14 protein-coding genes are annotated in these 16074 nt (G+C 68.7%); 3 read left to right on the top strand and 11 right to left on the bottom strand.

Going from position 1 to position 16074, the window contains the following annotated elements; all coding sequences use genetic code 11:
* Positions 1–14: 14 nt before the first annotated feature.
* The 8 genes from ACZ5UM_RS09180 to mqnE form a co-directional block, all read right to left on the bottom strand.
* The gene (locus tag ACZ5UM_RS09180) at positions 15–728 is read right to left on the bottom strand and encodes an ABC transporter ATP-binding protein (protein ID WP_464843675.1); all 714 of its coding nucleotides are present in this window, start codon (positions 726–728) and stop codon (positions 15–17) included.
* Positions 725–1495: an ABC transporter ATP-binding protein gene (locus tag ACZ5UM_RS09175; protein WP_464843674.1), complete on the bottom strand. Its 771-nt coding sequence runs from the start codon at positions 1493–1495 to the stop codon at positions 725–727. Before ACZ5UM_RS09175 ends, ACZ5UM_RS09180 begins: the two co-directional genes overlap by 4 nt.
* The gene (locus ACZ5UM_RS09170) at positions 1482–2483 is read right to left on the bottom strand and encodes a branched-chain amino acid ABC transporter permease (protein ID WP_464843673.1); all 1002 of its coding nucleotides are present in this window, start codon (positions 2481–2483) and stop codon (positions 1482–1484) included. The genes ACZ5UM_RS09175 and ACZ5UM_RS09170 overlap by 14 nt, the downstream gene beginning before the upstream one ends.
* A gap of 13 nt (positions 2484–2496) precedes the next feature.
* Positions 2497–3384 carry a branched-chain amino acid ABC transporter permease gene (locus ACZ5UM_RS09165; protein WP_464843672.1) on the bottom strand — a complete coding sequence of 296 codons (888 nt, stop codon included), beginning with the start codon at positions 3382–3384 and terminating at the stop codon, positions 2497–2499.
* A 79-nt stretch (positions 3385–3463) separates the two neighbouring features.
* On the bottom strand, positions 3464–4675 hold the full coding sequence (locus ACZ5UM_RS09160) for an ABC transporter substrate-binding protein (protein WP_464843671.1): 1212 nt from the start codon (positions 4673–4675) through the stop codon (positions 3464–3466).
* 372 nt (positions 4676–5047) lie between these two features.
* Positions 5048–6052 carry a menaquinone biosynthetic enzyme MqnA/MqnD family protein gene (locus ACZ5UM_RS09155; protein ID WP_464843670.1) on the bottom strand — a complete coding sequence of 335 codons (1005 nt, stop codon included), beginning with the start codon at positions 6050–6052 and terminating at the stop codon, positions 5048–5050.
* 5 nt (positions 6053–6057) lie between these two features.
* Positions 6058–7326: a cyclic dehypoxanthinyl futalosine synthase gene (gene mqnC, locus ACZ5UM_RS09150; protein WP_464848328.1), complete on the bottom strand. Its 1269-nt coding sequence runs from the start codon at positions 7324–7326 to the stop codon at positions 6058–6060.
* A 12-nt stretch (positions 7327–7338) separates the two neighbouring features.
* Complete coding sequence (gene mqnE, locus ACZ5UM_RS09145; RefSeq protein WP_464843669.1) at positions 7339–8652, bottom strand: aminofutalosine synthase MqnE; 1314 nt, start codon at positions 8650–8652, stop codon at positions 7339–7341.
* Positions 8653–8819: 167 nt separating this feature from the next.
* Here mqnE and ACZ5UM_RS09140 point away from each other — a divergent pair, with 167 nt between their 5' ends.
* The 3 genes from ACZ5UM_RS09140 (at position 8820) to ACZ5UM_RS09130 (ending at position 11732) form a co-directional block, all read left to right on the top strand.
* Positions 8820–9878 carry a s-methyl-5-thioribose-1-phosphate isomerase gene (locus ACZ5UM_RS09140; RefSeq protein WP_464843668.1) on the top strand — a complete coding sequence of 353 codons (1059 nt, stop codon included), beginning with the start codon at positions 8820–8822 and terminating at the stop codon, positions 9876–9878.
* A 164-nt stretch (positions 9879–10042) separates the two neighbouring features.
* Positions 10043–10975 carry an MTAP family purine nucleoside phosphorylase gene (locus ACZ5UM_RS09135; RefSeq protein WP_464843667.1) on the top strand — a complete coding sequence of 311 codons (933 nt, stop codon included), beginning with the start codon at positions 10043–10045 and terminating at the stop codon, positions 10973–10975.
* Complete coding sequence (locus tag ACZ5UM_RS09130) at positions 10968–11732, top strand: phosphorylase family protein (RefSeq protein WP_464843665.1); 765 nt, start codon at positions 10968–10970, stop codon at positions 11730–11732. The genes ACZ5UM_RS09135 and ACZ5UM_RS09130 overlap by 8 nt, the downstream gene beginning before the upstream one ends.
* Positions 11733–13255: 1523 nt before the next feature.
* Here the strand turns inward: ACZ5UM_RS09130 and ACZ5UM_RS09125 are convergent.
* From ACZ5UM_RS09125 to pfkB, 3 genes are read right to left on the bottom strand one after another with little or no spacing between them, the layout of a single operon-like run.
* On the bottom strand, positions 13256–14629 hold the full coding sequence (locus ACZ5UM_RS09125) for a PTS fructose transporter subunit IIC (RefSeq protein ID WP_464843664.1): 1374 nt from the start codon (positions 14627–14629) through the stop codon (positions 13256–13258).
* A gap of 38 nt (positions 14630–14667) precedes the next feature.
* Positions 14668–15111: a PTS sugar transporter subunit IIA gene (locus tag ACZ5UM_RS09120; RefSeq protein ID WP_464843662.1), complete on the bottom strand. Its 444-nt coding sequence runs from the start codon at positions 15109–15111 to the stop codon at positions 14668–14670.
* Complete coding sequence (gene pfkB / locus ACZ5UM_RS09115) at positions 15108–16073, bottom strand: 1-phosphofructokinase (RefSeq protein ID WP_464843661.1); 966 nt, start codon at positions 16071–16073, stop codon at positions 15108–15110. Before pfkB ends, ACZ5UM_RS09120 begins: the two co-directional genes overlap by 4 nt.
* Between the last annotated feature and the right edge of the window lies 1 nt (position 16074).

The following is a 16074-nucleotide window of genomic DNA, read 5'->3' as shown; positions in this document are numbered from 1 at the left end:
GGCAGCGGCCGGTCTCAGTGCGCCGCCCCGCCCAGGTAGGCCTCGCGCACCGCCGGATGCGTGCGCAGTTCGGCTGCGGGACCGGAAAGCACGACCCGGCCGGTCTCCAGCACGTACGCCCGGTGCGCAATGGAGAGGGCCATCGCCGCGTTCTGCTCCACCAGCAGGATCGTGGCCCCGCGCCGGTTGAGCTCGACGATGATCTCGAAGATCTCCTGCACCAGCCGCGGCGCCAGGCCCATGGAAGGCTCGTCCAGCAGGAGCAGCTTCGGCTGGAGCATCATCGCACGGCCCATGGCCAGCATCTGCTGCTCGCCGCCCGAGAGGGTCGATGCCCGCTGGCTCTCGCGCTCTTTGAGGCGCGGGAACCGCTCGTAGACCTCGGCGAGGTTCTTCTGGAACTGGGACGGGCTCACCAGGTACGCGCCGAGTTCCAGGTTCTCCCGGACCGTCAGGTCGGGGAAGACCCGCCGGCCCTCCGGCACGTGGCCGATGCCCATCGCCACGATCTGATGCGCCGGGGTCCGGGTGATGTCGGCGCCCTGAAACTTGATGCTGCCGCTGCGGGGCCGGTTGAGCCCGGAGATCGCCCGCAGCGTGGTGGACTTGCCGGCGCCGTTGGCGCCGATCAGCGTCACGATCTCCCCCTCGTTGACTTCGAGGGAGACCCCGTGCAGGGCTTCAATATTGCCGTACGCGACGTACAGGTCTTCCACCTGCAGGATCATCCGCCCACCGCCTTTCCGAGGTAGGCCTCGAGCACGCGCGGGTCGGACTGGATCTCCGCCGGCGTGCCCCTGGCGATGATCTGGCCGAAGTCCAGCACCACCAGCCGCTCGCAGAGGTTCATGACCAGGCCCATCTGGTGCTCGATGAGCAGCACGGTCAGGTCGAACTGCTCCTTCACCTGGCGGATCAGCTCCACGAGCTCGCTGACCTCCGAGGGGTTCATGCCCGCGGCCGGCTCGTCGAGCAGCAGCACCTTGGGCCGGGTGGCCAGGGCCCGGGCGATCTCCAGCCGGCGCTGCGCGCCGTACGGCAGCGACCCGGCCTTCTCGTGGCGCCGGTCCGCCAGCTTCATCGGCTCCAGCAGCGCCTCGGCCTCTTCCCGCAGGGTCCGCTCCTGGCGGGAGAAGCGCGGCGAGCGGAGGAAGGCGTCGAGGAGGGTGTAGCCGCAGCGGGGATGCATGACGGCCATCACGTTCTCCAGCACCGTCATCTCCTTGAAGAGCCGGATGTTCTGGAAGGTGCGGGCAATGCCCAACTGGGTGATCTGGAAGGGTTTCAGGTTGTTGAGCACCCGTCCCTCCAGCGCGACCTCGCCCGCCGTCGGGGGGAAGACCCCGGTGATGACGTTGAAGACGGTGGTCTTGCCGGCGCCGTTGGGGCCGATGAGCCCGACCAGCTCGCCCTTCTCCAGCTGCAGTTCAAAGTCCACCAGCGCCTTCAGGCCGCCGAAGTGGCGGGATACGTTCCGGCATTCAAGCAGTGCCACTGGCCTTCCCCCCCTTCGCACGGCGCAGGCGCAGCCGGTCCAGGCTGAACTCCCAGCCGCCCATGAGCCCCTGCGGGCGCATGATCATCAGCACGATCAGGACCAGGGCGTAGACCACGCCGCGCCAGTCCAGGAACTGCTGGCCAAGCACGTCGCGCAGCCACTCCTGCAGGAAGACCACGCCCATGCCGGCGACCACCGTCCCGGTGAGACTGCCCAGACCGCCCAGCACGACGATCAGGAGCACGTCAAACGACTTCAGGAACTGGAAGTTGGTGGGGTGCAGGAAGGCGTAGAGGTGGGCGTACAGGCCGCCGGCCAGCCCGGCCATGGCGCAGCCCAGCGTGAAGGCCAGCATCTTGAACCGGGTAGTGTCGATGCCCATGATGTCCGCCGCCACCTCGTCCTCCCGCACGCTGATGCACGCCCGTCCGTGGCTGGAGTGGACCAGGTTGCGGGCGATCAGGATCACCAGCACCGCGGACCAGAACACCCACGGGAAGGTGGTGATGCGGGGGATGCCGGTCATGCCCATGGAGCCGCCGAACAGCTTAGAGATCTTGTCGCTGTTGTCGAACAGGACCTTGACGATCACGCCGAAGCCCAGCGTCGCGATGCCCAGGTAGTCCGACCGCAGCCGGAGGATGGGCAGGCCGATGAGGAAGGCGACCAGGGCCGCGGCGGCCGCGCCGGCGAGCAGGGCGAGCACGAAGTTGAGCGTCGTGCCGCCGTAAGACTTGGTGATGAACGCTGCGACGTACGCGCCGATCCCGTAGAAGGCCGCGTGGCCCAGCGAGAACTGGCCGGCGAAGCCGTAGATCAGGCTGAGACCCATGGCGGAGGTCGTCGTGATCAGCGCCAGGTCGAGGATCATGCCCCAATAGGTGGAGATGATCCCCTGCTTCCTGAGCACGTACAGCACGACGAAGAGGGCGACAACCAGCGCAGCGGAGACGATGCTCTGAATCATGCGGTTGTTGCTCTGCAAGGTCGCCACCCCCTTACACCTTCTCCGGCCCGGCCTTGCCCAGCAGGCCGGCCGGACGGACCAGCAGCACCAGGATCAGCATGGCAAAAGCGACAGCGTCCTTGAAGTCGGTGGTCAGGTAGGCCGCGGTCAGCACTTCAGCCTGGCCCATCAGCACCGCGCCCAGCAGTGCGCCGGGAATGGAGCCGATGCCCCCGAGCACGGCGGCGGTGAAGGCCTTCAGGCCGGGCATGATGCCCATGTACGGCCAGATCTGCGGGTAGGCAGCCGCCCACAGGGCGCCGGCTGCCGCCGCCAGGGCCGAGCCGATCGCGAAGGTGAAGGCGATCACCATGTTGACGTTGATGCCCATCAGCCGGGCGGCGTCCATGTCCATGGATACCGCCCGCATCGCCTTGCCGATCTTCGTGCGGTAGACGACCACCTGCAGGATGAGCACCAGGAGGATCGTGATGCTTACGATCAGCACCTGGATGCTGCTGATGGTCACGCCGAAAATGTTCCACTGCGCGCGGGCGACCATTGCCGGGAACTGGCGGAAGTCGGGGCCGAAGGCGATGCGCAGGCTGGCAAAGTTCTCGAGGAACAGCGACACGCCGATCGCGGTGATGAGCGCGGCGATGCGCGGCGCCCCCTTCTCTCGGAGGGGCCGGTAGGCCAGACGCTCGATCACCACGCCCAATACGGCGCAGACGATCATGCCGATCAGGATGGCGACGGGCCAGGGAATGCCCCGGACCAGTCCGAAGAAGGTGACAAAGGCGCCCACCATGATGACGTCTCCGTGGGCGAAGTTGATCAGCTTGATGATGCCGTAGACCATGGTGTAGCCCACCGCGATCAGGGCGTAGACAAATCCGAGTTGGAGGCCATTGACCACCTGTTCTAGCAACTGGCCCATAGGCCCGCCTCCTTATCAATGCGGTGCGCCAGGGCCAGGCCGCCTTCGGCCGGGCCCTGGCACGAACCTGATTCGCTGCTTACGGGTTGACGGTCGTGACGAACTCGTAGGACTTGTCGGCGCTGACCTTCAGGATGGTCGCGGCCTTGATCGGGTTGCCCTTGTCGTCGAAGGAGATGGAGCCGCCGACCGCCTGGAAGCCCTTCAGGTCCTGGATGGCCTGCCGGATGGCGTCGGTGTCGTCGGTGTTGGCGATCCGGATGGCCTCCAGCAGGATGTTGGTGGCGTCGTAGGTCAGCGCGGCGAAGGAGTCAGGCTTGTGGCCGAACTTGGCCTCGAACTCCTGGACGAACTTCTGCACCGCCGGGCTGGGGTCGTCAGCCGAGTAGTGGGCGGTGAAGTAGTTGCCCGCCAGCGCCTGGAAATCCAGATCCTCGGAGTCCCAGCCGTCGCCGCCCAGCATGGGCACGTCGAGCCCCTTCTCCTTGGCGGCCTTGGCCAGCAGCGACACCTTGTTGTAGTAGTCGGGCAGGTAGAGCATCTCGGGCTGCAGCGCCGCTACGTTGGTCATGACGGCGGAGAAGTCGGTGTCGGCCTCGGCGTAGGACTCCCAGGCCACGATCTGGCCGCCGCCCGCCTCAAACTCGGCCCGGAAGGACTCGGCCAGACCCACCGTGTAGGGGTTGCCCTTGTCGTAGAAGACCGCAGCCGTCTTCACGCCCAGTTCCTCGAGGGCGAACTTGGCCGCCACCTGGCCCTGGAACGGGTCGATGAAGCAGGCCCGGAAGATGTACTCCTTGCGGGAGCCGTCCTCGTTCACCGTCACGCCCTCGGCGGTCGCCGTGCCGGTGATCATCGGGATCTTGTTCTCGTTGGCCACCAGGCTGACGGGAATGGTGACGCCGGAGGTGACCGACCCGATGATGGCCTTGACGCCGTCCTGGGTGATGAAGCGGGTGGCGAGGTTCACGCCCTCCGTGGAGTCACCCTTGTCGTCACCGGCGACGAACTCGATGGTGTAGTCCCCGGCCTTGTACCCGGCCTGCTCCAGCGCGAGCTCAAAGCCCTTCTTGCTGGACTCGCCGAAGGTCTTCACGCTGCCCGTGAGCGGGGCGATCAGGCCGATCTTGATCACCTTGTCCCCGGCGCTCGTGCTGGGACCCGACGAGCCGCTCCCCGTGGACGTGGAGCCCGAAGGACCGGAGTCAGAACCGGAACCCGAGGACGCCCCGCCGCATGCGGAGAGCACGAGCATGGAAACCGCCAGAAGCCCTACGAGAAAGCGCTTCATGCTGACCCCCCTCATCCTGTTTCCCCTCTCTTGTCGTATTTGTCTCCGGATTTCCCGGATATTAGCTAGTGTATATTCTCTGGGGGATCAAAAACTCCTCTAGCGAAAGCCAAAGAGATTTTGGCAAGACACCAAGTTGTCGCGGTGAAAACCATAAAGCCTTACAGCGACAAGGGGTTCACGCCTCGGGGGTTGGCGATTTTCGCTCGGTTTTTTCTATTGCGACAACAGCGCGCCCGTGCGGCCCGGGGTCCGCTACAATCTGCAGCCGCGCCCGCGCAGCCCGGGCGACCGGGCAGGCCGATCGCCTGTGGCCCGCTGCGGAAGAAGCACGGGATCCCCCTCCAGGCGAGGGGGATCCCGTTTCGCGGTTCAGTCCTCCCCCCACACCCGCAGGGGCGGCACCGCGTCGAGCTCGCCCAGCCGGCGGGCGTGCTCGTAATAGGCCACCAGCCCCCGGCGGTAGCGGGGCCCGAACTCGTGGCGGATCAGGTCGAAGTAGTCGTCGACCACGGCGGGCGGCAGCCCCCTGCGGGCCACGGCCTCTGCCACCATGTCCGGGCGGCGGTCCCAGGCGTACTCCTGGGAGGCGTGGAACACCCGCGTGATCCGGCGCAGGGCGGCCGGGTCGGCCTCCGCCAGCTCCCGCCGGGCCACCCAGAGGGCGTAGACCATGGGGTGGCCGGTGAAGGCCTTCCACTCCGCCCCCAGGTCCGCATGGGGGATCTCGGGATGCCGCACGGCCGCCAGCAGGGCGTCGTCGCCGATCAGGAGGGCGGCGTCGTGCTCCGCCAGCATCGCCTCCAGATCCGGCTCCGCCCGCCGGTACACCGGCCGCACCCCGTAGCGCAGCTCCAGAATGATGCGGGTGAGCACCACCGACGTGGCCGAGGCGGTGGTGAGCGCGACGGGGCGGCCGTCCAGCTCCTCCAGCGGCCGGCGGTGGAAGAGCAGGATGGATGCCACCCGGCCGTCGGCGCTGATGGACAGGCCGGGCATGATCACGCAGTCCGCGGCGTGGCGGGCGTACTCGATGCTGGAGATGGGCGTGACGTCCAGCCGCCCCTCCAGGAAAGCCCGGTTGAGGACGGACGGCGGCCCTTTCTGCACGGCCACCTCCAGTTCCACCGCTCCCCGCTCGATGCCGAAGTACACCGGCAGGCAGTTGAGGTAGTCGATGTAGCCCAGCCGGACCGGGGGAGCCTCCGGCGCGGCGGTCGCGGTTCCGGCCGCGGCGTGCCCCGCCCGCGGCAGGGCGGGCGCGGCGCCGGACTCCGGCCGCGGGCCGGTCCCGGGGCGCACCGCCAGGCGTCCCTCCTCCCCGGTCCGGCTCCCCGCCGGCCCGACTGCCCCGGCCCTGAACAAAGGATCACGCATATCGCTTAGCCCTCCCAGTACGTCTCCAGGATCTCGTAGAAGGTGTTGCGCTTCGCCGGGATCCGGCCGGCGTCGCGGATCAGCCGGATGGCGTCGGCCGGTGTGGCGTGGAAGACGGTGCCCGCGGCCGCCACCACGTTCTCCTCCATCATGGTGCCGCCGAAGTCGTTGCAGCCGCAGTCCAGGCTGATCTGGCCGATGCGCACCCCCTGGGTGACCCAGGAGGCCTGGATGTTCGGGATGTTGTCCAGGAAGATCCGGGCCACCGCCAGGGTGCGCAGGTACTCGTAGCTGGACGTGGTCACGCCGTTATGGAGCCCCTCGGCCACCAGCGGGGTGTTGCCCGGCTGGAAGGTCCAGCAGATGAAGGACCAGAAGACCCCGGCGCCGTGCTTCTCGGCGGTCCGGTCCTGAATCTCCCGGAGCCTGAGCAGGTGCTCCACCCGCTCCTCCAGCGTCTCCACGTGGCCGAACATCATGGTGGAAGAGCCCCGCAGCCCCGCATCGGCGATGATCTCGTAGGTCTCCAGCCAGTCTTTGGCCGGATCCTTCAGCGGGGCGATGATGCGGCGGGGCCGGTCGGCCAGCACCTCGCCACCGGCGCCGGGCACCGAGTCCAACCCGGCCTCTTTCAGCCGCTCCACCACCTCCCGCACCGGCATCTTGTACATCCGGGCGAAGTGGCGGATCTCGGAGACCGAGAAGGAGTGGATGGCGATCAGCGGGTAGTGCCGTTTGATGAGCCGGCACATCTCGGTGTAGTACTCGAAGGGCAGCTTCGGGTGGTGGCCGCCCTGGATCAGCACCTGCGTGCCGCCGCCCGCGGCCAGCTCGCCCACCTTCTCCAGGATCTGCTCGTGGCTGAGCACCCAGGCGTCCGGGTCCTTCTCGTGCCGGTAGAAGGCGCAGAACTTGCAGTCGGTGACGCAGACGTTGGTGTAGTTGATGTTCCGGTCGACGACGAAGGTCACGATGTTGTCCGGGTGGAGCCGGCGCGTGATCTCCCCGGCCACCAGGCCCAGCGACCCCAGGTCGCCCTCCCGCATCAGCACGCAGCCTTCCTCGTAGCTCAGCCGGTGGCCGTCCAGGGCCTTGTGCAGAATCCGCTCCACCGCCGGCGTGGGCTCGGGCCTCGCCAGGGCCGCCTGGATCTGCTCCAGTTCGGCGGCACTCGCCCCGGCCAGCTTCGGCTGGGGTCGGCTCGGCTCGGTCAGCTTCGCTCCGGCCTGCTGCGGCCCGGCCGGATTCCGCCCGGCCCGCTCCAGCTGTTCCATCTGCTCCAAGGCTCAAGCCCTCCCTTCCGCTGTGCGCTCGCCGGCGCCTCCGGTCTGCGGCTCATCCAGAAACTGGACCGGCACGGGCCGCCCCCGGCGGCCTCCCGGGTGGAACCGGCCCTCGGCGATGGCCCGCTCAGCCGCGGAGAGGTGTACGGTCTCGGCGGTGTAGCCGTGGATGGCGCCCGCAGCCACCAGGGCAGGGTCGGGTTCCGGCGGGTACTCCCGGATCACCTCATACACGGTGTTCCGCTCGGCGGGGATGCGCCCGGCCTCCCAGATCATGCGCAGCAGCTGCTGCAGCTCGGTGTACTGCGCCGTCTGCGCGCCGGCCATGTGGTAGATCTTCTCCTCCCGCACGGTGCCGTCGATGTCGTTGGCGCCGAAGTGGAGCGCCACCTGGGTGATCGCCGGGGAGCTGGCGATCCAGTAGCTCTTGATGTGGGAGAAGTTGTCCAGCATCAGCCGGCCGACGGCGATCACCCGCAGGTCGTCGTACCCCGTGGGGCCGGGCAGGTGGGCCAGGTGGGTGTTCTCGGGATGGAACCGGAGCGGGATGAAGGCCTGGAAGCCGCCGCTCCGGTCCTGCTGCTCCCGGAGGCGCACCAGGTGGTCCACCCGCTCCTCAGGGGTCTCGATGGTTCCGTAAAGCATGGTGGCGTTGGATTTCAGCCCCAGCCGGTGCGCGGTGTCGTGCACGTGGAGCCACTCCTCCGCCGTCTCCTTCGGCTTGCAGATCTCCTCCCGCACCCGCCGGGCGAAGATCTCCGCCCCGCCGCCCGGCAGGGAGCCCAGGCCCGCCTCCTTCAGGGTCAGCAGCACCTGCTCGAGGGTCAGACCCGAGATGCGGGTGAAGTGGATGAGCTCGATGGCCGTGAAGCACTTCAGGTGCACGTCGGGGCAGGCCGCCTTCACCGCCCGGAGCATCTCCGGATACCACTCCCACGGCAGATCCGGATGGAGGCCGCCCACCATGTGCAGTTCGGTCGCGCCCTGGGCCACGGCCGCCCGCGCCCTGGCGACGATCTCTTCGATGGATAAGGTAAAGGCCTTGGGGCTGCGCCGGCTCTGGCCGAAGGCGCAGAACTTGCAGTGGATGGCACAGACGTTGGAGTAGTTGATGTGGGCGTTGTTGTTGAAGTAGACCCGGTCGCCGACGCGCAGCCGCCTGGCCAGGTTGGCCAGCTGCCCGACGGCGAAGAGGTTCGGGTGGGTCATCAGGGTCACGCCGTCATCGAACGAGAGCCGCTCGCCGGCCACCACCTTGCGGTAGATGGGGGCCAGGCGGGCGTCCAGGGTCCGTTCCAGGAGGCTGCTGCCGCCCATGTCTCCGCTCCTTCCGTTGTGGGGGATGCTTCCTCTACTGTAGCGGGGTTGGGCGTGCGGTGGGGGCCTGCCGACCGTCATTGTCCGTTTTGTGACACTTGTCGTCCGGTCAGGCGCCGGACGCTGCGGCATGATGGGAGGAGACAGAATCCGAGGGAGGAGACGCGGTGAACGGACCCAGGCTTCCCATCCTCACCAACCGGGCAGACACGCTGAAATATGTCAACGGCATTGTGCGGATCCTGGACCGGCGGCGGCTGCCGGAGGAGATCGTCTTCGTGGCCTGCCGGGACTACCGGGAGGTCGCGCAGGCCATCGTGGACATGGTGATCCAGGGGGCGCCGCCCCTGGCCTACGCCGCCGGCTACGGCCTGGCCCTGGCCGCCCGCCAGTTCCGGGACCTGCCTGAGCACGCCTACCGCCAGTCGCTGAAGCAGGCTCACCGGGAACTGCGGTCGACCCGGCCGACCGGCGCGGACATCTTTCCGCTGCTGGACCGGGCACTGGCCCTGGCGCTCTCGGCCATCGATGAGGGGCGTGACCCGGAGGCGGAGATCGTCGCCTTCGTGGACGGGCAGATCCAGGCCGGCGACCGGGCCGCCCGGCTGAGCGGCTGGCACGCGGCCGGACTGCTGGAGGACGGAGACCGCATCCTCACCCACTGCTTCGCCGGCGCCGCCCTGAACTACATGCTCTACTTCGCCCTGCAGGCGGGGAAGAAGATCGAGCTTTACGCCACCGAGACCCGCCCCTACCTGCAGGGGGCCCGGCTGACGGCCGCCCAGGCCCGGGAGATCGGCGTGCCGGTGACCCTGGTGACCGACAACATGCCGGGGTATCTCTTCTATCGAGGGATGATCACCAAGTACGTCACGGCCGCCGACTCCATCACGCTGGACGGCCACGTCTCCAACAAGATCGGCACGTTCCAGTACGCGGTGCTGGCCCACCACTTCGGCGTGCCCTTCATCGTGCTGGGCTACGACGGCCCCGACGCCGACCGGGCCACGGCGGCCGACATCCCCATCGAGGAGCGGGACCCGGAGGAGGTCTTCTACTGCCGCGGCGTGCGCACCGCGGCGGAGGGGATCCGGGGGTACTACCCGGCCTTTGACATCACGCCGCCGCAGTTCGTGAGCGTCATCGCCACGGACCGGGGGCTGTTCACGCCCTGGAACCTGCGGGATTACTTCCAGGCGCCGGAGCCGGAAGAGCCGCATGCGTGAGGTCACGGTGAGGGCTCTCAGCTCGCCCGTCCGGACGGTGCGGGGCCAGACCGCCGACGCGGCCGCGCCGACCGGCGGCGTGCCTGCGGGCCATGCCGGGGTGCACCGGCGGGCCGCTTCGCATCTGTAACCGGGCGATCCGCCCTGAAAGGGAGAATCCAACGATGGAACCCAGACTGCCGGTTTCGGTCGACACCGTGATCATCGGGGGTACCGCTGCGTATCACCTGGCATTCGGCCCGGGCTGGACCGAGCACACGGTGGAAACCCCCTACGGCCCCGCCGGCCCGTTCCGCATCTTCGCCGTGGGGGGACGGCCCGTGGCCTTCCTCAGCCGGCACGGGGGCGACGGGCGGCTGGGGGTGACACCGCCCTTCATTAATTACCGGGCCAACGTGTGGGCGGCCCGCGCGTTGGGCGCCCGGCGGGTGCTGAGCTGGAACAGCGCCGGGTCTATGGTGCGGTCGCTGCCGCCGGGGAGCCTGGCGGTGGTCTCGGATCTGATCGACTGGACCCGCCGGCGGCCGGACAGTTTTGGTGCTTGGTTGCGAGGGGGCGCGCCGGGGGATGCGCCTTCAGCGCCGCTACGCGGGAGGCCCGCCGGGAACACGTCGGCCACGGTCGCCGGAACCACATCCCGCACGGTGGCCGGGAACACGTCCCGCACGGCCGCCGGGAACACGTCCCGCACGGCCGCCGGGACGGCCGTACCTGCCCGGCGCCAGACAGGCGCCTCGACTGCGCTGTTCGACCCCGCCCTCAGGGCGAGACTGGTGCGGGCGGCCGCCGCGTGCGGCCACCGGGCGGCGCCCGGGGCCGTCTACGCCGCCACCGAGGGCGCCCGGCTGGAGACCCGGGCGGAGATCGCCCTCCTGGCCCAGGCGGGGGCCGAACTGGTGGGGATGACGCTGGCGCCGGAGGTCTTCCTGGCCCGGGAGCTGGGGATGGCGTACGGGTCGATCTGCTGGGTCTCCAACTACGCGACGGGCGTGCCTTTCGACGGCCCCGAGCAGCGGCTCTTCGGGCCGGAGGTGGGGCAGCTCATGTTCCGCATCGTGCGGCGCCTGCTGGAGGAGGAGGCGAGCGAGGGTGAGTGAGACGCTGTTCATCATGCCGGAGGAGCTCTGGCCGGAGGGGGCTGGCGGCGGGGCGACCCCTGACCGCACCGGCGGCTCGGATGACGGAAGCCCCGTGGCCGGGCGCGCATGCGGAGGTACGCTTTACGAGACGCCTTACGGTCGGGTGACGCAGCGGGGGCTCGCCCTGGTCCGCACCGCCGACACCGACCCCCGGGCGCTCATCTACGCGGCGAAGGCGGCGGGCGCCGCCGCGGTCCTGGCAGCCGCCCGGGCCGAGGCCGTCAGCCCGCTGCTCGAGCCCGGCGACCTGGTGGTGCCGGCCGACGTGATTGACCTCACCCGCCTCCTCCCTGCCACCTTCTTCGCGGGGAAAGGCTACGGCTTCATCCGGCTCGACCCGCCCTTCTGCCCCGAGCTGTCGGCCGCCTTGTACGCGGCGGCGCGCGAGAAGACCCCCCGGGCGTTCCGAGGGGCCACGTACGTAGGCGTTGACGGGTCCAGGGAGGCGACCGAGGCCGAGCGGCGCATGTACCGCACGTGGGGCGGGGACGTGGTCGGAGCCGGCCTGGTGCCGGAGGCCTTCCTGGCGCGGGAGCTGGAGCTGTGCTACGCGGGGCTGGTCATTGTGGGCGATGCCGAGACGGACCTGCTGCCGGTGCTGGCCCGGGCCGCGGAGCTGGCGCGGCGCCACCGGGAATGTGGCTGTGGCCTGGCAATGGCCGGGGCCCGGGCCCAGGGGCTGATCAGTGAGGACTGGCGGGAGTGGGTGGGGTAGTGGGGAGCTGTTGACTGGGGGGAGATGCGATCCGGAACGATGGGTCGGGGACGCCCCGGAGAGGCTGTCGCCGTCGTTCTCGGATCACAGGTACCGGTGGGGCTGCCGTCGGGTGCTACACCTTCATACGGATCCGTCCACGAACGGCTCGTTTCCTCGTGCCCGGCGCCGTGCTTATGCTGTGCCATCGCCTTCCCGGCACAGGAGGTTCGGCTGTGACGTCAGGAAAGGGCTCCCACCCGCCTGATCGGGTGGGAGCCCTTTGTGGTCTCGCAGAAGCCAGCCCCTCCCGCCCATGGGGATCGTATACAGCGGTGCGGACGAGGAGCGGTGGGACGGCTAACGCCTCGCCCGGCGGGAACGTCCGGTTTTCGACTTCGGCCCCGAGGCGGAAGTGAAAAAGTGGCGGCTCCCAGTACGCGATGGCGAGCGCACCATAAGTACAGCGGTCGTCATGCGGCCCCCCGCCCGACTCAGCACCGGCCCCCCCTCGCGCGCCCCCGAAGGAGACATAACATAGCGACCAGTTTACATAAGCGACACGGCCAGGCGACGAGTAGCGAGACGACTAGCGTTTACCCAGTGGCAACGTCCGGTTTTCGACTTCGGTCCAAAGGCGGAAGTGAAAAAGTGGCGGCTCCGAGACCTCGGTGGCGGATTCAACGGGGATAAGGCAGCGGCAGCATGGGACGCAGTGACACACGCGTGCAGGCCCGCCCCGTGTGCACAACGCCCGAGGCGACATAAGACAACCACCTGGTTTACATAAGCGACATGGGCGGACGAGGAGCGGCGGGACGGCTCACGTCTCGCCCGGTGGGAACGTCCGGTTTTCGACTTCGGCCCGGAGGCGGAAGTGAAAAAGCGGCGGTTCCCAGTCCGCCATGGCGAGCGCACCATAAGTACAGCGGTCGTAATGCGGCCCCCAGCCGGACTCAGCGGCGGCACATCCCCCCTCGCGCACCCCCGAAAGAGACATAACATAGCGACCAGTTTACATAAGCAACACGAGCAGGCGGCGATCTGCGGGACGACTAACGCCGCGCCCAGTGGGAACGTCCGGTTTTCGACTTTGGCCCGGAGGCGAAAGTGAAAAAGCGGCGGTTCCCAGTCCGCGATGGCGAGCGCACCACAGGCACAACGGTCGCGATGCGTCCCCCAGCCGGACTCAGCGGCGGCACATCCCCCCTCGCGCGCCCCCGAAGAAGACATAACATAGCAATCAGTTTACATAAGCGACACGGGCAGGCAGCGAGTGGCGGGACGACGAGCGCGTCGCCCGGTGGAAACGTCCAGTTTTCGACTTCAACTCGATGGCGGAAGTCAAAAAGCGGCGGTTCCGAAACTGCGACGGCAGGAACAGCCGGAATGCAGCGGGAGCGGATACAGCGGGCTCGGATGCACAGGTGTGACTACGATGACCACGTGCCAGTCCCCCCTCCCCCTAGCCCTGCCGACACTGCGCCAACAACACGAGGCTCCCACCCGCCTGATCGGGTGGGAGCCTCACGTCGCTCCGCAGGCTACTCCTTATTCGGCTTCAGCAGGTTCACGATGAGCGCCGTGACCACGGTACCCACGATGATCGCCACGGCGTACATCCCGAGGTTGCCCACGACGTTGCCCATCGGCAGCACCCAGATGCCGCCGTGGGGCACCATGAGCTTGCAGCCGAACAGCATCGAGAGGGCGCCGGTGACCGCCGAGCCGGCCATGATGGCGGGGATGACCCGGAACGGGTCGGCGGCGGCGAACGGGATCGCGCCTTCGGTGATGAAGCTGATGCCCAGCACACCGGCGGCCTTGCCCGCCTCACGCTCCTCGGCGGTGTACTTCTTCGGCGCCAGCAGGGTGGCCAGGAAGAGACCCAGCGGCGGGGTCATGCCCGCGGCCATCACGGCCGCCATGGGCTCGTAGACCTGCGAGGCCAGCAGGCCGGTGCCGAAGGCGTACGCCGCCTTGTTCACCGGGCCGCCCATGTCAAACGCCATCATGGCGCCCAGGATGAAGCCCAGCACCACGGCCGAGCCGCCGGTGAGCCCCGTCAGCCAGTTCTGCAGCCCCGTCATGATCGCCGCCATGGGCTCGTTGAGCACGTACACCATGATGAGGCCCGTGATGCCAACGCCCAGCAGCGGCAGGATCAGCACCGGCTTCATGCCCTCCAGGGTGCGGGGCAGCCGGATCCACTTGTTCAGGTAGTAGACCAGGTAGCCGGCCAGGAAGCCGCCCACGATGGCCCCGAGGAAGCCGGCGCCCACCGAGTTGGCCAGGTAGCCGGCGGCCATGCCGGGGGCGATGCCCGGGCGGTCAGCGATGGAGTAGGCGATGAAGCCGCCCAGGATGGGGACCATGAAACCGAAGCCCGCCTGTCCGCCGATGACGTTGAGGACGTAGGCGAACGTGCCCTCCGTCGCGGCGGCCTCGATGCCGAACATGAACGAGATGGCGATCAGGATGCCGCCGGCCACGACGAAGGGGATCATGTACGAGACGCCCGTCATCAGGTGCTTGTACCAGCCGGTGGCCTGCGCCTTCCGCTCCTGCTTGATCTCCTCCACCTGGGCCACCAGGTCCGGCGCCTTCGCCGTCAGCGCCCGGTCGATCAGCCCGGCCGCGTCCTTGATGGCCTCGCCGACGCTCACCTGCACCAGGGGCTTGCCGGCAAAGCGCGCCGTGTCCACCGCGGTGTCGGCCGCGATGATGACCGCGTCGGCCTGGCGGATATCCTCATCCGTCAGCACGTTCTCGGCGCCGACCGAGCCCCGGGTCTCGACCTTGATCGTGATCCGCTTGGCTGCGGCGGCCTTCTGCAGGGCCTCGGCGGCCATATAGGTATGCGCAATTCCAGTGGGGCACGAGGTAACAGCGACCAGCTTCTTCGCCACGTGGGGCACCTCCCATGCAAGCGTTGCGGGAACACAGGGTCTGCGGGTTACTGGAGGGCGTCGATCACGTCGGCCGGAGTCTCTGCAGTGAGCAGCTTCTGGCGGACATCCTCATGCATGAGCAGCCGGGCCAGCTGCGACAGCGCCTTCAGGTGCAGGTCGTGTGCGCCTTCGGGTGCGGCAATCAGGAAGACCATCCGCACGGGCTCCCCGTCCAGGCTCTCCCACTCCAGCCTGGTCCGGCTGCGGCCGAAGGCGACTGCGGCCCGGCTGACGGCCCCGCTCTTGCCGTGGGGGATCGCCACCCCGAAGCCCACCGCCGTGGTGCCCTGGGCCTCCCGGGACTTCACGGCCTCCAGGTAGGTGTCCAGGTCGCGCACTGCGCCGGTGGCGGCCAGCAGGGCGCCCAGTTCCGCCATCGCCTCCTCGGGCCTTCCTGCTTTCAGATCAAGCGTAATGGTATCCGGTGTGATGAGTTCCCGGATGCTCACCTTTCGTCACCTCCTTCTTCATCACAGCTCAACGCTTCAATGCGCACCCGGGGCAGCAGCGCGTCCACCGCGTCGCGGGTGCAGACCTGCGTACCGTCGAGTCCAGCCGTGGCGGTGCCTGCGGCGGTGGCCAGCCGGAGCGCCTCGGCCAGCGGCAGGCCGCCGCTCAGCGCCACGGCGAAACCGGCGACCATCGAATCGCCGGCGCCGACCGTGCTCCCCGGCCGGATGTCGGGGGGCGTCGCCCACCAGGACTGCTCCGGGGTCACCAGCGCCGCACCCTCGGCGCCGCTGGAAACCACCACCACCTCGGGCCCCCGCCCCAGGAGCTGGCGTGCGCCCTGCACCACGGCGTGCGGCGTTTCCAGGCGCCGGCCCAGCAGCCGTTCGGTCTCGTGCAGGTTCGGCTTGATCAGAGTCGGGCGGGCCCCCAGCGCGGTGCGCATCGGCTCCCCGTCGGCATCCAGGATCGTCGGGACGCCGGCCTGCCGCGCCAGGACAATCAGGTCCCGGTAAATGGTATCCGGCACACCTGCCGGCAGGCTGCCCGCCAGCACCAGCACCGCCGTCTCCGGCAGCCGCTCCTCCACCAGCCGGATGAGGTCCCGCATCTGCCGCCCGGCCACCGTGAAACCGCTCTCGTTGAGCTCGGTCAGCTGACCGCTGCCCGGCTCGACGATCTTCAGGTTGACCCGGGTCTCGCCCGGGACCATCAGGAACTCATGGGCCACCTGCGCTTGCGCGAGGCTTTTCAGAATCAGATCGGCATTTTCCTCGCCCAGGAACCCCAGGACCTGCACCCGGGCGCCCAGGGCCTGCGCGGCCCGGGCGACGTTGATCCCCTTGCCCCCGGGGTCGATGCGGGCCGCCGCCACCCGGTTGGTGGCGCCCGCCGCGAACCCGGGCACGACCAGGGTGCGGTCGATGGCGGGGTTGAGGGCGACGGTCGTGATGGTTTTCAAC

This window comes from Symbiobacterium ostreiconchae (assembly GCF_055396975.1).
The sequence above is the reverse complement of the archived record's forward strand: the minus strand, read 5'-3'. Positions and strand labels throughout refer to the sequence as shown.

Bases quoted from the DNA above. Each gene is read 5' to 3' on its own strand.
- ACZ5UM_RS09180 (WP_464843675.1), bottom strand. From the start codon at position 728: ATGATCCTGCAGGTGGAAGACCTGTACGTCGCGTACGGCAATATTGAA.
- ACZ5UM_RS09165 (WP_464843672.1), bottom strand. From the start codon at position 3,384: ATGGGCCAGTTGCTAGAACAGGTGGTCAATGGCCTCCAACTCGGATTT.
- ACZ5UM_RS09160 (WP_464843671.1), bottom strand. From the start codon at position 4,675: ATGAAGCGCTTTCTCGTAGGGCTTCTGGCGGTTTCCATGCTCGTGCTC.
- ACZ5UM_RS09155 (WP_464843670.1), bottom strand. From the start codon at position 6,052: ATGCGTGATCCTTTGTTCAGGGCCGGGGCAGTCGGGCCGGCGGGGAGC.
- mqnC (WP_464848328.1), bottom strand. From the start codon at position 7,326: ATGGAACAGCTGGAGCGGGCCGGGCGGAATCCGGCCGGGCCGCAGCAG.
- mqnE (WP_464843669.1), bottom strand. From the start codon at position 8,652: ATGGGCGGCAGCAGCCTCCTGGAACGGACCCTGGACGCCCGCCTGGCC.
- ACZ5UM_RS09135 (WP_464843667.1), top strand. From the start codon at position 10,043: ATGGAACCCAGACTGCCGGTTTCGGTCGACACCGTGATCATCGGGGGT.